The 16,590-nt window shown below is 61.4% G+C and carries 16 protein-coding genes; 9 read left to right on the top strand and 7 right to left on the bottom strand.

Annotated features, from left to right (window positions below; translation table 11 throughout):
- Window positions 1-20: 20 nt before the first annotated feature.
- A complete protein-coding gene (locus K7R21_RS07615) occupies window positions 21-362 on the top strand; it encodes an STAS domain-containing protein (RefSeq protein ID WP_224982672.1) in 342 nt (113 codons plus the stop codon).
- A 31-nt stretch (window positions 363-393) separates the two neighbouring features.
- Window positions 394-816, top strand: coding sequence for an ATP-binding protein (locus K7R21_RS07620; protein WP_224982673.1), 423 nt, complete (start codon window positions 394-396; stop codon window positions 814-816).
- Here the strand turns inward: K7R21_RS07620 and lgt are convergent, their stop codons facing one another.
- The 5 genes from lgt to K7R21_RS07645 all read right to left on the bottom strand — a co-directional run bounded on the left by lgt (window position 817) and on the right by K7R21_RS07645 (window position 5,347).
- The gene (lgt, locus tag K7R21_RS07625; RefSeq protein WP_224982674.1) at window positions 817-1,590 is read right to left on the bottom strand and encodes a prolipoprotein diacylglyceryl transferase; all 774 of its coding nucleotides are present in this window, start codon (window positions 1,588-1,590) and stop codon (window positions 817-819) included. It lies immediately after the preceding gene.
- Window positions 1,591-1,672: 82 nt separating this feature from the next.
- Window positions 1,673-2,170: a DUF4124 domain-containing protein gene (locus tag K7R21_RS07630; protein ID WP_224982675.1), complete on the bottom strand. Its 498-nt coding sequence runs from the start codon at window positions 2,168-2,170 to the stop codon at window positions 1,673-1,675.
- Window positions 2,171-2,235: 65 nt separating this feature from the next.
- Window positions 2,236-2,580, bottom strand: a complete 345-nt coding sequence (locus K7R21_RS07635) for a histidine triad nucleotide-binding protein (RefSeq protein WP_224982676.1) — start codon at window positions 2,578-2,580, stop codon at window positions 2,236-2,238.
- Window positions 2,581-2,617: 37 nt separating this feature from the next.
- Window positions 2,618-3,382, bottom strand: a complete 765-nt coding sequence (locus K7R21_RS07640) for a TlyA family RNA methyltransferase (protein WP_224982677.1) — start codon at window positions 3,380-3,382, stop codon at window positions 2,618-2,620.
- Window positions 3,383-3,505: 123 nt separating this feature from the next.
- Window positions 3,506-5,347, bottom strand: a complete 1,842-nt coding sequence (locus tag K7R21_RS07645; protein ID WP_224982678.1) for a UbiD family decarboxylase — start codon at window positions 5,345-5,347, stop codon at window positions 3,506-3,508.
- A gap of 165 nt (window positions 5,348-5,512) precedes the next feature.
- Between K7R21_RS07645 and K7R21_RS07650 the strand changes: the two genes are divergently transcribed.
- The 6 genes from K7R21_RS07650 to nhaD all read left to right on the top strand — a co-directional run bounded on the left by K7R21_RS07650 (window position 5,513) and on the right by nhaD (window position 14,587).
- On the top strand, window positions 5,513-8,008 hold the full coding sequence (locus K7R21_RS07650) for a PAS domain-containing sensor histidine kinase (protein WP_224982679.1): 2,496 nt from the start codon (window positions 5,513-5,515) through the stop codon (window positions 8,006-8,008).
- A 159-nt stretch (window positions 8,009-8,167) separates the two neighbouring features.
- Window positions 8,168-9,544: a sigma-54-dependent transcriptional regulator gene (locus K7R21_RS07655; protein ID WP_224982680.1), complete on the top strand. Its 1,377-nt coding sequence runs from the start codon at window positions 8,168-8,170 to the stop codon at window positions 9,542-9,544.
- 456 nt (window positions 9,545-10,000) lie between these two features.
- Window positions 10,001-11,011 carry a TRAP transporter substrate-binding protein gene (locus K7R21_RS07660; RefSeq protein WP_224982681.1) on the top strand — a complete coding sequence of 337 codons (1,011 nt, stop codon included), beginning with the start codon at window positions 10,001-10,003 and terminating at the stop codon, window positions 11,009-11,011.
- Between the two features lie 80 nt (window positions 11,012-11,091).
- A complete protein-coding gene (locus K7R21_RS07665; protein ID WP_224982682.1) occupies window positions 11,092-11,766 on the top strand; it encodes a TRAP transporter small permease in 675 nt (224 codons plus the stop codon).
- Complete coding sequence (locus K7R21_RS07670; RefSeq protein WP_224982683.1) at window positions 11,763-13,142, top strand: TRAP transporter large permease; 1,380 nt, start codon at window positions 11,763-11,765, stop codon at window positions 13,140-13,142. The genes K7R21_RS07665 and K7R21_RS07670 overlap by 4 nt, the downstream gene beginning before the upstream one ends.
- A gap of 161 nt (window positions 13,143-13,303) precedes the next feature.
- On the top strand, window positions 13,304-14,587 hold the full coding sequence (gene nhaD, locus K7R21_RS07675) for a sodium:proton antiporter NhaD (RefSeq protein WP_224982684.1): 1,284 nt from the start codon (window positions 13,304-13,306) through the stop codon (window positions 14,585-14,587).
- Window positions 14,588-14,695: 108 nt separating this feature from the next.
- Here the strand turns inward: nhaD and K7R21_RS07680 are convergent, their stop codons facing one another.
- Window positions 14,696-15,256 (bottom strand): YcbK family protein, encoded by a 561-nt coding sequence (locus K7R21_RS07680; protein ID WP_224982685.1) that lies wholly within the window; start codon window positions 15,254-15,256, stop codon window positions 14,696-14,698.
- A gap of 175 nt (window positions 15,257-15,431) precedes the next feature.
- Between K7R21_RS07680 and K7R21_RS07685 the strand changes: the two genes are divergently transcribed.
- The gene (locus K7R21_RS07685) at window positions 15,432-15,743 is read left to right on the top strand and encodes a hypothetical protein (RefSeq protein WP_224982686.1); all 312 of its coding nucleotides are present in this window, start codon (window positions 15,432-15,434) and stop codon (window positions 15,741-15,743) included.
- A 66-nt stretch (window positions 15,744-15,809) separates the two neighbouring features.
- Here K7R21_RS07685 and K7R21_RS07690 read toward each other — a convergent pair whose 3' ends face one another.
- The gene (locus tag K7R21_RS07690) at window positions 15,810-16,505 is read right to left on the bottom strand and encodes a response regulator (protein ID WP_224982687.1); all 696 of its coding nucleotides are present in this window, start codon (window positions 16,503-16,505) and stop codon (window positions 15,810-15,812) included.
- Window positions 16,506-16,590: the final 85 nt, after the last annotated feature.

Genomic DNA, 16,590 nt, shown 5'->3' on the forward strand with positions numbered 1-16,590 from the left:
CTCACTACAAGGAGATGGACATGAACCTGGCAACCGAGACGAGGAACGACGTTGTAATCATATACGTCAAGGAGGAAAGGCTGGACGCGCACAACTCCACTGATCTTAAGAGCGCGGTACAGAAGCTTTTTGAGGACGGCAAGAAGAACGTTCTGGTGGATTTAAAGGATGTACGTTTTATCGACAGTTCCGGGTTGGGCGCGCTGGTTTCCGGGTTCAAGAATGCCATCTCGCACCAGGGCAACCTGAAACTTTCCTCGCTGCAGTCCCAGGTCAAGTCGATGTTCGAGCTGACCCGCCTGCACCGGGTGTTCGAAATCTTCCCTTCCACCGTGGAGGCAGTGGAGAACTTTCAGTCCTAGCGGGTCGGGCGGCGGCAAAGCGAGGCATCAGATGGGAAACACGATCGAGGTCGACATAAAGGTTCCCAACAAGACCAGGTACCTGAGTCTCATCGGGAAGATCGGGGAGGACATCGCCCGCGAGCTGGAACGCTACAGCGGCGACAAGGAGGTCTTGGCCTACCATCTGAACCTGGTCCTCACCGAGGCGATGGTGAACGCCATCAAGCATGCCGGCCCCAAGGAACCGGAAAAGCTGGTGCGCATCGTGATTACCCTGCACCACGACGACCTGACCATCCGGGTCTACGACGACGGCCAGGGGTTCGACATCAACACCATCCCGGCCCCCAACTTCGAAGAGTTGGAGGACCGGGGTCGGGGTATCTTCCTAATTCGAACCTTGATGGACTCGGTGGCCTACCGCAAAAACTGCAAGGAAAACATGCTGGAGATGAAGAAGAAACTCGGTTGATTACCCTCGCCTGCAGCGATAAACCACCATCGCCACACCCAGCAGGAACATCGGCAAACTCAGCATCTGCCCCATCGAGAATCCCCCCACGACGAACCCGAGCTGCTCGTCGGGCTGCCGGACGAATTCCACCAGGAACCGGAACAGGCCGTAGAGCGCGATGAAGGACCACACCACCGCGCCGTCACAGCGCACCCTCTTGGAGACCTGGTACAGGATCAGGAACATGAGCGGCCCCTCCAGGAACGCCTCGTACAGCTGCGAGGGGTGGCGCGGCAGCGGTCCGCCGCCCGGGAACACGATCCCCCAGGGGAGGTCGGTGACCCGGCCGTAGAGTTCGCCGTTGATGAAGTTGCCGATCCGGCCGAAACCAAGCCCGACCGGTGCCGCCAGAAAGCCCAGGTCGGCCAGCGAGTAGAAGCCGAGCTTGAACTTGCGGACATAGTAGATGCTGGCCAAAAGCGCCCCGATCAGGCCACCGTGGAAGGACATCCCACCCTCCCAGACCGCGAACAGCTTGAGCGGGTGGGCGAGGTAGAAGGCGAAGTTGTAGAACAGGATGTAGCCCAGGCGCCCGCCCAGGATCACCCCCACCGCGACGGTGAAGATGAGATCGGCGACCTGGTCCCGGTTCAGCGGGAGCCCCTTTCGCTTCACCCCGGACAGGATGATGAAGTAGGCGGCAACGAAGCCGCAGATGTACATGAGACCGTACCAGCGGAATTCCAGCGGCCCCAGGCGCAGGAAGACCGGGTCGATGTTGGGGAAGATCATGCTGCATTCTCCAAGGTGATGATTAGTGAGTCCGACTCGGGACCCGCGGCAGACGCTCGGGGTCCCGGACGGAGGATAGGAGCTACTGCCTGAATTCGGGGGGGACGCCGAGCCGGTCTGCCGTATCCCGCAACTGGTCCAGTCTCTTTTGCTGTGCCTGGACCCGGTCCTCGGCGTACTTGATACTGTTCTGGATGGTGAGGTAGTCGGAACGCGTCATGCGCGAGGTATCGGACAGCCGCCCCTTGAGGGTGGCCAGGTCCGACTCCGCATTCTTCAGGTTGAAGTCGGCCTGCAGGAACTCCCTGCGCCAGACAGCCTCGTCCTTGCCGCCGTAAACCTTCTTCGACCCCTGGGCATCTTCGCCCTTGGCCTTGGCGGGCTCCGCCGTGCCCCCTTCGATGATCCTGGGAGCGGCATCCTCCTGCCCCAGCCTTCTCGCCTTCTTGCGGTACTTCTTGGGGACTTGGCCCAGGTCGTCGGCAAAGTTCACCGTCCCCCGTTCGTCGGTCCACTGGTAGGTTTCCGCGAGAGCGGTCAGTGGATAGAGCAGAAGCAACAACACGAGCAACTTCTTCATTTGGACCTCCTTTAGCCGTGCCTTGCGGTATCGGCGCCTCGCAATCGGTCAACCCAACAGCCCGGCTACCCCGGAGGCCACCCCAGCTTGCGCCCGGCCAGCAGGTGGAAGTGGATGTGCCACACCGACTGGCCGGCACCGGCGTTGTTGTTGTTCACCAGGCGGAACCCCTCCTGATCGAAGCCGCGCTCGCGGGAGAGTTCCGCTGCAACGCGGTGCACCGCGCCGATCAACTGGTCGTCGGCCGGAGTCAGTTCCAGGGTGTTGACGACGTGTTTCTTCGGGATGATGAGGATGTGGACCGGTGCCACCGGGTTAATATCTTCGATGGCGAAGAGGAGGTCGTCCTCGTAGACCTTCTTCACCGGGATGGCACCCTCGGCCATCTTGCAGAACAGACAATCACTCATGATTTCCTCCAGTTGAAAGTGAGACCTAAAGCGCTGCTCAAGCCTCAGGCGCGGCCGGGGCGGGCTCGACCAAGCCGCGTTTTTGCAGGTGGATCAGGAATTCCTTGTTCCCTTTGGGGCCCAGGATGGGAGACTCGCACACCCCCAGCACCAGCAGTCCCAGTCCCTGCGCCAGTTCGGTCACGTTCTCCACGACCTCCTGGTGTTTCTTCTCGTCCCTGACCACGCCCCCCTTCCCCACCTGGCCACGCCCCACCTCGAATTGCGGTTTGATCAGGGCCACGATGGTAGCGTTGTCCTTGATCAGGCGCAGTGTCGGCGGGAGCACCTTGTCCAGCGAGATGAAGGAGGCGTCGATGACGGCGAGATCTGGGCACTCCGGCAGCGACTCCAGGTGGCGGATGTTGGTCTTCTCGAGGTTCACCACGCGCGGGTCCTCGCGCAGTTTCCAAGCGAGCTGACCGTAGCCGACGTCGACAGCGTAGACCCTTTGGGCGCCTCGCTGCAAGAGGCAATCGGTGAAGCCGCCCGTGGACGCCCCCACGTCGACGGCGACCAGTCCCTCGACGCAGATGGCGAAGCGGTCCAACCCCTGGGCGAGTTTCAAGCCGCCGCGGCTCACGTAGGGAAGTGGCTCCCCCTTCAGGCGGATCTCTGCCTCCAGCGGCACCATGAGCCCCGCCTTGTCGGCCAGGTGGTCGTCCACCACCACCTGTCCCGCCATGATGAGCGCCTTGGCCCTCTCCCGTGAGGGGGCGAGCCCCCGTTCCATGACCAGCTTGTCCAGCCTTTCCTTCGCCACCGTTACTCCAAATTCAAAAGCCAAGTCACGCAAAGCCGCAAAGGCGCCAAGCCCACCTTAAAGCTTTTGTTTCGTTGTTGTATTTCTTTGCGTCTTTGCGTCTTGGCGTGAGTCAGCCTCTTTTCAGTACAACCCATGCAGCGGCCCGCCCGGCGCGGCCAACTCGTCCACCCGCCGCTCCACAGCCGGGTCCTCGATAAGCGGCGGAGCGTGGTGCGGCTTCACCCTGGCATCGATGACCAGCGGACCGGCGCAGCCCCACTGTTTGCAGACCGTGCTGGCGCCGACACCGTAGATGTCCGCGGCAGGGTCCGAGCGAGTGAAGGTGACCCAGAGGAAGTTGTTCAGCTCCGCCGCGGTGAAGCGACTGTCGTCGCAGACGACGATGAGCGGGAAGCCGTCGAGCCCCTCGACCCCCTCCAGCGCCTGGCACAGTGCCTCCATCTGCGCGTCCGCCTCCCCCTTGGGGGTGCTGCACGCCGGCCCCTGCACAGCAATGACGCCGGGGAGACACAGCGCGGGCGCCGAGAACCCGGGGGCAAGCCGCAAGGCGGCGGGTAGTTCCGTCCCCAGCGTGCGGCGCTTCTCGCCAATGGCCGCCATCACCACCTTGGAGCCGCTGTTCAGCCCGGACCCGGAATAGTCCAGGGTATCCATGGTGGTGGCGGTTTGGAAATGCAGGTCGCGGCGCAGGTCGATCCGCTCCAGGACGTGCGCCAGGAACGCGGGGATATCGTGGATGTCCAGCATCGGCGCATCCTCGTGCGCCGCGATCATAAGGTACTTGGCCAGGGAAAGCTGCCCCTGCCCGAGCACGGCGTTGGCGATGGTCAACAGCTCCTGCGGAGTACGGCGCTCCCCGTACGGCACGTAGCGCTCGCTCCCCATGGCGAACAAGAGCGGGTGCACCCCGGCCGCGTCCACGGCATGCACCGCCTTCACCCCCGGGATCACGGTCGGAATCAGCGGCCCGGTCAGCTCGTGAATGAAGGCGCCGAACGAGGTGTCCTCCTGGGGCGGGCGTCCTACCGTGGTGAAGGGCCAGATGGCACCGTCGCGGTGGAACACCTCCTCCACCTTGAGCACGGGGAAGTGATGGGCCAGGCTGTAGTAGCCGAAGTGGTCCCCGAAGGGACCTTCGGGAAGCGTCTTGGCAGGGTCGATGATGCCGGTGATGCAGAAGTCGGCCTCTGCGGGAATGGGGAGCCTCCCCTCGCGCCGCACCATCTCGATACGGTGCCCGGCCAACAGGCCGGCGAAGGAGAGTTCCGGCATCCCCTCGGGTAGCGGCATCACCGCGGCCACGGTCATTGACGGGGCGCCCCCGACGAAGATGTTGACCCGGAACGGCTCCCCCTTGGCGATCGCCTCCGCGTGGTGGAAGCCGATGCCGCGGTGGATCTGGTAGTGCAGGCCGATCTCTTCGTTAGTGCGGTACTCGCCGCCGGAGAGCTGGACCCGGTACATGCCTAGGTTGGAGTGGCGCAGACCAGGCTGCAGCGCACTTTCGGAGTAGACCTGGGGCAGGGTGATGAAGGCGCCGCCGTCGTCGGGCCATGACTTCAACTGGGGGAGTCGATCGATAGTGGTGCGGTTGGCCATGACGGGGCCGTCGCTCACGTTCTTGGGGAGCAGGTGCCAGGCCGCGGGTACGGCACCCACAAGCGTCGCGGGTTCGCGCAACGCGCAGCGCGGGTCGACTTTGAGCTTAACCAGGCGCTCCACCGCCTTCAGGGTGTCCCTGAAGATGTACCTGGTGCGCTCCAGGGTGCCGAACAGGTTGCCCAGCATGGGGAAGGAGCACCCCTTGACCCTGGTGAAGAGCAGTGCCGGTCCGCCCGTCTGGTAGACCCGGCGCTGAATGGAACCGATCTCCAGTTCCGCAGATACTTCGCAGTCGATTCTGACCAGGGCGCCGGTGCGCTCCAGGTCAACCACGCAAGATGCAAGGTCTTTATATCCCAACCAATTCCTCCGCCGCTCCCAAGCCTTAGTACCGCATTACTTTTAATGCACCCCCGCAACCAAGTCAACACAAAAGACCCCCCGGGACCGGCCGCGCAAAGGAACACTGTTCCCCCCCGTCGTTTTGTGCTAACCTGCGAACCTGATTACTAAGCGGGGGAGCCCTTGCCACGTTTCACCATCTTCAAAAAGATCCTGGTCATCACGCTGCTGCTCTCCCTGCTGCCGCTATTGGTATCCTCGGCGATCCTGTTGGCCAACCTGCAATCGACCAGCGCCCGCCTTTCCGCCGAAATCAGCGAGTCCGATGACCGCCAGGCGGTGGAGTCGCTGCAGATGAAAGCGCGCGACCTAGCCGAGAACATCAAGGATTTCCTGCACCAGTGCGAGAGCGACCTCCTCTTCCTCTCCCGCTCCCCCCTCTCCCAGCCGGCGCTGTTCAACTTCTACCAGACCCGGCTCTCCGAGGTGTGGCAGCGCGGCGCCAGCTCCACGGCCGCCCAGGGGACCCACGAATTCCTCCCTATCTACCGCTCCATCGCCCTCATCGACAGAAACGGCAAGGAGCGTGTGGTGATCCGCAACGGCCGCTTCGTCCCCCAGGGGCAGCTTACCGACGTCTCGGACCCGACCAACACCGAGTTCAAGAGCGAGGACTACTTCACACGGGTGCGCGCCCTAAAGCCGGGCGAGATCTACGTTTCGCACCTGACCGGGTTCCATATCGGCAAGCAGGAACAGCTGGCGGGAGCTCCGGACCCGGAAAGCGCCTACGACGGCAAGATGTACCAGGGGGTGATACGCTTCGGGGCCCCCCTGTTCGACGCCAGGGGGGCCTTCGACGGCATGGTGCTCCTCTCACTGGACCATCGGCACCTGATGGAGTTCACCCAGCACATCGACCCCGGCAAGAACGCCTCGTCGCTCTTTCCTTCCTACCAAAGCGGCAACTACGCCTTCCTCTTCGACGACGAAGGGTGGATCATCACCCACCCCAAGTTCTGGGACATACGCGGCGTCGATCCCCAGGGGAGGCTGGTGCCCCCCTACACCGCCCGCTCCGGTAAGGCCGAGATAGAGAGCGGCCGCATCCCGTTCAACCTCGACTACGCCGGCTTCGTCCACCCCGGCTACCCCAAGGTCGCCGCCGCGGTGCGCGCCAAGCAGGAGGGGTACGTCGACATTACCAACGTTGGCGGCGCCAAGAAGATTATGGCTTTCGCCCCCATTTTCTACGACACCGGCGACTACGCCAAGCACGGCGTTTTCGGCGGTGTCACCATCGGCTTCCAGGTGGACCGCTTCCACGAGGCGTCACGCAAAGGTGGCCGACTCATCGCCAAGCAGCTCGGCGAGCACCGCCGCACCAGTGCCATCATCATCCTGCTGACGGCCCTTTTCTCCGCCCTCTCTGCCTGGCTGCTCTCCCGCGGCATCAGCGTGCCACTGCGGCAGTTGACAGAGAACGCCGGCAAGCTTGCCGCGGGCGACTTCGCGGAAAGGGTAGCGGTCAACTCGGCCGACGAGATCGGCGTTCTGGCCCAGACCTTCAACAACATGGCCGACGAGTTGGACCGCCGCAAGGTGAGCCTGCTCTCCACCCTGGAGGAACTGAAACAGTCACGGCTGGAGATCATGGACGAACGTAACTTCAAGGCGAGCGTCCTCGAGAGTATCTCGAGCGGCATCGTCACCTTCTCCCCGCAGGGCTTCCTCACCTCCATCAACCGCACCGGGAGGCTTTTCCTGGGCGAAGACGTGACCGAGGGGACACACTACCGTGAGTTATTCCGGGACTGGGAGGGGCTGAGCGAGCGCATTGCGACCGTCTTCGCCACCAATGCAGGCTACGGCCGCGAGACCTTCCGCTTCGACCACGAGCCGGGCAAGACCCATTTCGACGTCGGCTTCTTCCCCATCGGGCATGACTCCGAGCACGGGCTCACCATCACGCTTAGAAACGAGACCGAGCGCGAGAACCTGCACGAGGAGATGATGCGCCTGGACCGGCTCGCTTCGCTGGGCAAACTCTCGGCGGGGATCGCCCACGAGGTGAGAAACCCGCTCACCGGCATCTCACTCCTACTGGACGACCTGCACGACCAGGCGGCCTCGAACAGCGCGGACCGGGAAATGATCAAGAAGGCCCTGGCCGAGATCGAGCGGGTGGAAAAGCTGGTCAGCGCCCTTTTGAACTACTCTTCGCCGGTGCGGGCCGACTTCCGCGAATGCGACCTGAACCGGCTGATCAACGACACCGTGCTCCTCATGCGCCGTCCCTGCGAGAAGCAGCGGGTGCAACTCACCGTGGAGGAAGGCGATCTCCCTCCCTTCCGGTTCGACCCCGAGAAGATCAAGCAGGCGGTGCTCAATATCATCAAGAACGCCCAGCAGGCCCTCCCCGACGGCGGGCAGATCAGGATCGCCACCTCGCTGCGGGATCAGTATGCGGTGATCGACATCAGCGACGACGGTCCGGGCATCGCGGCGGTAGATCTGCCGCTGATCTTCGAGCCCTTCTTCACCAGGAAGGGGGCCGGCACCGGGCTTGGTCTCTCCATCACCCAGCGCATCATCGAGGAGCACCAAGGGCGGGTCCAGGTGCAAAGCGCGCCCGGAGAAGGGACCCGTTTCACCGTGGAACTGCCGCTTACGGGCTAAACGAAGATACCTGACCAGCAATACCCTAGCCCCTCTCCCTCCGGGAGAGGGTGCCCGAAGGGCGGGTGAGGGACCCGCCGTCTGCTGTCGTCTTGCCATTAGCAGCGCCCTCACATCCCCTCTCCCGGAGGGAGAGGGGATGTGAGAAGAAAGGAAAGAATGGAAAAGATACTGATCATAGACGACGAAGCCTTCATCTGCGAAAACGTGCAGCGCATCCTCTCCAGCGAGGGGTTCGACGTCCTGGCCGCAGGGTCCGGACAGCAGGCGCGCGATTTGGTTGCCTCGGAGGAGATCGACCTCGCCCTCCTGGACCTTAACCTCGGCACCGAGGACGGCATCGATGTACTGAAAAACCTGAAGGAGATCGACCCGGAACTGCTGGTCATCATCATCACCGGCTATGGCTCCGTCGAGACGGCGGTGGAATCCCTGAAGCTGGGGGCCTTCCACTACATGAAGAAGCCCTTCAAGGCCGACGCCCTCAGGCTGATTGTGAAGCTCGCCCTGAAGACCCAGACCCTGAAGCGCGAGGTCAGGAAACTACGGCATGGCGACGGCTCGCTCCCCGGTCCCTCCCCCATCATCGGCAAAAGCGAGGCCTTCAACGAGGTGGTGGCCCAGGTTCGCGAGATCGCACGCATCCCCTCGACCGTACTCGTCACCGGGGAATCGGGCACCGGCAAGGAGCTGGTGGCCCGCGCCATCCACGACCTTTCCGACCGCAGGGAAAACTCCTTCGTCGCCATCAACTGTGCCTCGATTCCCGCGACGCTTCTGGAGAGTGAGCTGTTCGGGCACGAGAAAGGCTCCTTCACCGGGGCCGCCGCTAGGAAGAAGGGGCTGTTCGAGGAAGCGCACCACGGCACCATCTTTCTGGATGAGATCGGCGAGATGGACATGGCCATGCAGGTCAAGCTGTTGCGGGTGCTGCAGGAAAAGACCATCCGCAGGGTGGGTGCAGTCAAGGACATCGACGTCGACGTTCGTGTCATCGCAGCCACCAACCGCGACCTGTTACAGCGCATCGCTGAGAAGAGCTTCCGCGAGGATCTCTTCTACCGTCTCAACGTTTTCCCTATCCACATCCCGCCGCTTCGGGAGCGTACCGCCGACATCGCCGCGCTGGCCGCTTACTTTCTGGACAGTTTCAGCCGCTCCTTCGGCCGCCAGTTCCGCGACGTCGCGCCGGAGGCAGAGCGGCTCATGGCGCAGTACGCCTGGCCGGGGAACGTCAGGGAACTCAGGAACGTCATCGAGCGTATCTGCATCATGCGCAGCGGCCCCACCCTGCTCCCCGAGTACCTCCCCCAGGAGATCAGGACCGGCCAGTACGGAGACGCCGCGACACCCCATCTCCCCAACGCCCTGGCCATCCCCGAGGGGTTAGGGCTCGAGGATGCGATCAGCAGTATCGAGAAGTCCCTGATCGAGCAGGCGTTGCAGGCCACCGGCGGCAACGTCTTGCAGACCGCCGCCAACCTGAAGATCCCCCGCGGCACCCTGCGCTACAAGATGGACAAGCACGGACTTTAGTTTTAGGTCCCCAGTGCAGACGGTCGCCTCACCCAGGCGACCGTCGCACCCTCGCCCCCTCGACCGTTACCCCTCTCTGCCGCTCACACCATTCCCGTCATTACCCACCCTACCCGTTCTATTTTCGCCACCCTCAAAACATTAATAGCAGCCAACGCCACCAAGTCACCCCACACCACCTCCCCGTATTCTTCTAATCATCGGCGAGCGCCCAATGTTGGCAACTATCCGCCAGCACAGTGGCGGATTTCAGCCACAGCTCACCGTCACAACCACCATTTTGTTTTGTATGCCAATCATAAAACAGTACGTTACGCGTCCAACCTTGTGGCACCGCAGTTGCAATATAACAATGTATCGTATACGCACCACCACCAGCAGCACCAGGCACGAGAAGCATCAAGCTAATCAACAAGTCTTAATAATCGCAACAAACCACTCAAGGAGGAGTACCGTATGAACCTGAAAGCTTGTTTTAAAAGTTTGGTTATGGCCGCAGCCCTTGCCCTGCCCGTGACCGCATTTGCCGCACCGGCACCGATCGTCATCAAGTTCAGCCACGTCGTTGCCCAGCACACCCCCAAGGGGCAGGCCGCTGACTACTTCAAAAAACTGGCCGAGGAGCGTACCAAGGGGCGCGTCAAGGTAGAGGTGTACCCGAACAGCCAGCTCTACAAGGACAAGGAAGAGATGGAGGCGCTGCAGCTGGGCGCCGTGCAGATGCTGGCACCGTCCCTGGCCAAGTTCGCCCCGCTGGGCGTCAAAGAGTTCGAGGTCTTCGACCTCCCCTTCATCTTCGACAACTACCAGGAACTGCACAAGGTGACCCAGGGTCCGGTGGGCGCGAAACTGCTGAAGAAACTGGAGCCCAAGGGGATCCTCGGCCTCGCTTACTGGGATAACGGCTTCAAGGTGATGAGCGCCAACAAGCCGATCAAGAACGTCGCCGACTTCCGCGGCCAGAAGATGCGCATCCAGTCCTCCAAAGTGCTCGACTCCCAGATGCGCTCCGTGGGCGCCATCCCGCAGGTACTCGCCTTCTCCGAGGTGTACCAGGCGCTGCAGACCGGCGTCGTCGACGGCACCGAGAATCCCCCCTCCAACCTCTACACCCAGAAGATGCACGAGGTGCAGAAGTACGTCACCCTTTCCGATCACGGCTACCTGGGCTACGCGGTCATCGTAAACAAGAAGTTCTGGCTGGGTCTGCCGGCTGACATCCGCACCACCCTGGAAGGCTGCATGAGGGACGCTACCAAGTACGCCAACGACGTCGCCAAGAAGGATAACGACGAGGCGCTGGCCGCAGTCAAGAAGTCCGGCCGCAGCCAGCTGATCACCCTGACCCCGCAGGAGCGCGCCGCCTGGAAGAAGGCGATGGACAAGGCGCACAAGGATAACATGGGCCGCATCGGCGCCGACATCGTCAAGGAAGTCTACGCCGCCACCGGCTACAACGCGAACTAACCACACCACACCACACCTGCACGTCACGGCCGCCGCCAAACAGCGGCGGCCGTTTGAACGAGTTCCAGGAGAAGCCCATCATGATGAAGTATCTTGACCATCTTGAGGAAATCATCATCACCTTCCTCATCGGCGCCGCCACGGTAGTCATCGCCGTAGCCGTCGGCCATCGCTACCTGTCCGGTATGCCCATTCCCGGGCTGCAGGACTGGCTGCTTACCATTAACATGAGCTGGGCGCAGGAGCTCTGCATTTACATGTTCGTCTGGATGGCGAAGTTCGGCGCGGCCTACGGCGTCAGAAGCGGCATCCACGTCGGCGTCGACGTCCTAGTCACCCGCATGCCAGATTCCTGGCGCAAGGTGACCGTGGTGATCGCCATTTTGGGCGGCGCGCTCTTCACCGGGCTGATCGGCACCCTGGGCGCCAGGTTCGTCTGGGAAAACGGCATGCACTACGCCGTTCTCAACAAGCTGGGCATGGCCGTGGGCGACCTGTTCGAGGGTCCGATCACCCCGGACCTCGAATGGCCCACCTGGATCGTCTACTCCGCGGTACCGCTTGGCTCGTACCTGATGTGCTTCCGCTTCCTCCAGGTCGGCGTCGCCTTCCTGCGCACTGGGGAGCTGCCGCACCACGACCACGCCCATGTCGACGGCATCGACGAAATCGGCTCACTGGACTCCACCGAGGCTCTGGAAGAGTACGAACAGCACAAGTTCAACCATAAGGACGCGCAGGGGGGTGTGAAATGAGTACTGCAGTAGCTGGCTGGGAACAGTTTTCCAAGAAAAAGGCGGCCACCTGGCTCATCGCCATCGCCGTCATCCTTGGAGCGATAGCCACCCTCGGCAGCACCGGCATCGTATTCGCGCTGTTGCTGGCGCTCATGCTGACCGGCATGCCCATCTCCATTGCCCTTGGTCTTACCGTCCTTACCTTCCTGTTCTTCTTCTCGGAGGTACCCACCGAGGCGGTGGCCATGAAGCTCTTCACCGGCATCGAGAAGTTCGAGATCATGGCGATCCCGTTTTTCATCCTGGCGGGTAACTTCCTGACCCACGGCGGCGTGGCCAAAAGGATGATCAACTTCGCTACCTCCATGGTCGGCCACTGGCACGGCGGTCTGGCCCTCGCCGGCGTCATGGCTTGCGCCCTCTTCGCCGCGGTCTCCGGGTCGAGCCCGGCCACCGTCGTCGCCATCGGCTCGATCATGATGCCGGCCATGGTGCGTGCCGGCTACCCCAAGCGCTTCGGCGCCGGCGTCATCACCACCTCGGGCTCGCTGGGCATCCTGATCCCTCCGTCTATCCCCATGGTGGTGTACTGCGTCGCCACCAACTCCTCGGTTGGCGCGCTGTTCATGGGGGGCGTCATCCCCGGCCTCATGCTCGCCACGTTGCTGGGCCTGGTCGCCTGGTGGAGGGCGAAGCAGGGTAATCTCCCGCGCATGAGGAAAGCGACCTGGGGCGAGCGCGCCAAAGCCTTCCGTGACAGCATCTGGGGCCTGTTCCTGATCGTCATCGTTCTGGGCGGCATCTACTCCGGCATGTTCACCCCGACCGAGGCCGCGGCCATGAGCGCCGTCTATGCCTTCGTCATCGCGGTGTTCGTTTACCGTGACGTCCCCTTCAAGAAGGTCCCCAAGGTACTGCTCGACTCGGCCAGCATGTCCGCGATGCTGTTGTACATCATCACCAATGCCGTGCTCTTCTCCTTCCTTATGACGCACGAGAACATCCCGCAGCTCATGGCGGACTGGATCCTCGGGCACAACCTAGGCGTAGTTTCCTTCCTGCTGGTGACCAACGTGCTGCTGCTTCTGGCTGGCAACGTGATGGAACCTTCCTCCATCATCCTGATCCTCGCCCCGATCCTCTACCCGGTGGCCATGAAGCTCGGCATCGACCCGGTGCACTTCGGGGTGCTGATCACGGTCAACATGGAGGTCGGCATGTGCCACCCGCCAGTCGGCCTGAACCTTTACGTCGCCAGCGGCATCACCAAGATGGGGATATCGGAACTCACCGTCGCGGTCTGGCCCTGGCTCATGGCCATGCTGGGCTTCATGCTCCTGGTGACCTACGTGCCGATCATCTCGCTCTGGCTGCCGCGCGCTCTCGGCTACTAGCAACGCTGTTCAGCAGGTGCAACAAACAAGAAGGGCCTGTCCATCGGACAGGCCCTTTTCCAATCCCGCTTGATGCCGCACCGAAAAACCTTTACCGCGCGCCACAGTTGCGCTATCAATGCGAGGCTCCCGTTAAAACGCCACTGTGAGGAAACACACTAATGATCCCCCTGCTCGTAGCTATCTTTCTGGTCGCTTACGCCGCCATCGCCCTTGAGCATCCGATCAGGATCAACAAGTCATCTTCCGCCCTTCTCGGTGCCGGACTTCTGTGGTCGGTATACGCCCTGCTGGGCCCTGACAGCCATTTGGTCGTGCAACAATTGAACGAGTCGTTGGCATCGACGGCGCAGATCGTCTTCTTCTTAATCGGGGCCATGACCATCGTGGAAGTAGTCGATGCCCACAACGGTTTCGAAGTTATCACGGCACACATAAAGACCCGTAAACTGTCATCGCTGATGTGGCTGGTTGGATTCGTTACCTTCTTCCTAAGCGCTGTCCTCGACAATCTGACCACCACCATCGTGATGATCTCGCTTATGAAGAAGCTTCTGGACCGGCACGATGACCGCCTTTTCTTCGCCGGCCTCATTGTCATCGCCGCCAATGCCGGCGGTGCATGGACCCCTATCGGCGACGTGACCACTACCATGCTCTGGATCGGCGGGCAGATCACCCCACTCCAGATCATGAAGGGCGTACTTGCCCCCTCACTTGTGAATCTCATGCTACCGCTCGCCTTCGTCGCTTACCAACTCAAGGGGCGCGAGGTGGTGGCTCCGGTGCGGTTCGAAAATGGGGCACTGCCCCAATCTACCCTGTTCGAGCGCAACCTGATGTTCTTCCTCGGCATCGGCATTCTGGTGAGCGTTCCGGTGTTCAAGACGGTCACTCACCTCCCTCCTTTCATGGGAATCCTGCTGGGGCTCGGGCTGCTTTGGCTCACCGGGGACCTCGTGCATCGGAACAAGGAGGAGATGGACAAGCGGCACTTTACCCTCGCCCATGCCCTGGAGAAGATCGACATGAGCTCTATCGTCTTCTTTATCGGCATCCTGCTGGCCGTGGCCACCCTGGAACATACCCATATCCTGGCAGCAATCGCCTCGTGGCTGGACCGGGCCGTTGGACGGCTGGACCTGATCGTGACACTTATCGGACTGGTCAGCTCGATCGTCGACAACGTACCGCTGGTCGCCGCCAGCATGGGAATGTACAACCTGGCGCAGCACCCGGCGGACAGCTTCCTCTGGGAGTTCATGGCCTATTGCGCGGGAACGGGGGGATCCATCCTGGTGATCGGCTCGGCCGCGGGGGTCGCGGCCATGGGGTTGGAAAAACTGCATTTCTTCTGGTACGTAAAGCGGATCAGCGGCTTGGCTTTGCTCGGTTACTTCGGCGGGATAGCGGTTTATCTGCTGCAGACCAGGCTGTTCGGCTGATCCCCGGCCTCACGCACGGGAGAGGAACGTGGCGCTCTGGGCAGCGCAGCGTTGACTCCCCAAGGTATTCAAGCAGCCGGTGGCACGGCCGATGAAGACGGAATCGGCCTACCAGGTCCGGAACAGGCCGGAGTCGATGTGGACGAATCCGGATTGGGGATAGTAGCCGACCCCTCCTGCGGCAAGGGCGATGGCGGTGTGCCGGATACGGTCCAGTCCTACCCGCGGTATGGCGAGGTCGATGGCCATCCCCTTCATGTGCAGGCTGTCCTTGGCCACTCCACCCGACCTGCTGCGCAGGCGGGCGTTGTACTCCGGCGAGCGGTAGCCGGAAATGATGTGGATCTCGTTGTTACCGCCCAGGGAGTTGTCCAGCCGGTTCAGGTACTCGAGCACGCGCAGGTCCATGGTGGTGGTTTCGTTGGTATTGTGGCAACGGAAGATCCAGTTGAGAGCCTGGAGCGCGTCCTCGCAGTATTCGCCCATGTTGTTGCGGTAGGTGACGGTGAGCCTTTCTTTGCAGTTGACGTTGTAAAGGGAGAGCTTACCCTCGGGCGCCCCGCTCCCCTCCATGAATTTGGCGAAGGCCGATTTCGCACCCAGGACCGTGGCGGCGAAAAAAGCCGACGACTTCAGGAACATCCTGCGGCACAACATTTTATCTTTCACATAAACTCCTATAAATCAAAGAGTTAGCCGCGCAACGTGGCTATCCCTTGCTACCACAAAGCCTCCTTTCCTGTCAACCATGACGTGCCGACACCTTCCTTTAACTTGCTAATGTGGCGCGGTATGTTTTGCTCTCTTCGTCGGCACCCACCTCCCACTTACAGGGGGCCAGGCCATGAAGATACCCTACGCCACCAAGACCACGTCGCTACTCTCCGGGATGACCCTCGCGGTGATGCTTTCCACCGGGGAGCACCTCACCGGCCCGGTGAGCGCCCTCTGCACCATCACCGGCGCCATCTGGTTCCCGGTCTCCATCGCCGTCTTCGTCCACGGCAAGCAAAGCATCGAATACAAGATCCAGTCGCTGCGCGGGGAGCGTCCCTACATCGACATCCCCAAAGACATCACACCGCGGGCGCTGGTCTGGTTCTCTTCGACGCTGGCCACCGCGTGGCTCCTCAGCCTTTTCTACCAGCACCCATAAACGTAAAAAGGGGAGTTCGCATGAACTCCCCTTTCCCCAGTCTTTCTCCGTTATCCGCGCCGTGCCTTAAAGGTCGAGGGTCTGCTCCAAGTCCGACTCCAGCGCGCTCCTGATCGCCTTGATCATCTCGACCGGAGAGAACGGTTTCTGGATCAGGTGAAAATCCTCCCTCGCCTGCAGGTGATCCGGCCGGTAGCCGCTCATAAAGACCGCCTTCGCCTTCGGGTTCACCTTCTTGATCTCCTTGAAGCAGCTGATACCGTCCTTGCGCGGCATCACCACGTCCATAACCACCAGGTGGATCGGTCCGTTCTCGGTGTACTTCTCGATGGCGTCCTGGCCATCTTCGGCGGTGATGACCTTGTATCCGTAGCTGGCAAGAAAGTCGGACAGCATCTCGCGGAGCTGTTTTTCGTCATCGACGATCAGGATTGTTTCGGATCCCTGATAACTGTTGTTGATCTTGCTCATCATGATCTCCATGCTGCTAATCCAGTCTATCTTGGATCCTTCGGCCCTCAACCGATCCGGTGTGTTGATCTTCAGGATGAATTCCGTTTCGTAGATGATGCTGGAAGCGGAAGTATTGAGGGCACTGGCCAAGGCGAAGATGGAGACCAGACTCGGCTGCTGCTTTCCCCCTTCTATGTTCGAGATGAACTTGCGGTCCAGGCAACTTGACATGGACAGCTTGTCCTGGGAAAGGTTGCGCTCCCTTCTCAATCTGCGAATCACAATGCCAAAAGCTTCTTCAATAGTCATTAATCATCCTCCACTTGGAGGTTTTATAGCAAGTTTTCATATAAATTGCTGTAGACAATTACCCCCACGAATTAGAGACAGTTGT

Origin of the sequence: Geomonas agri, assembly GCF_020179605.1 — a bacterium.
Classification (GTDB): Bacteria; Desulfobacterota; Desulfuromonadia; order Geobacterales; family Geobacteraceae; genus Geomonas; species Geomonas agri.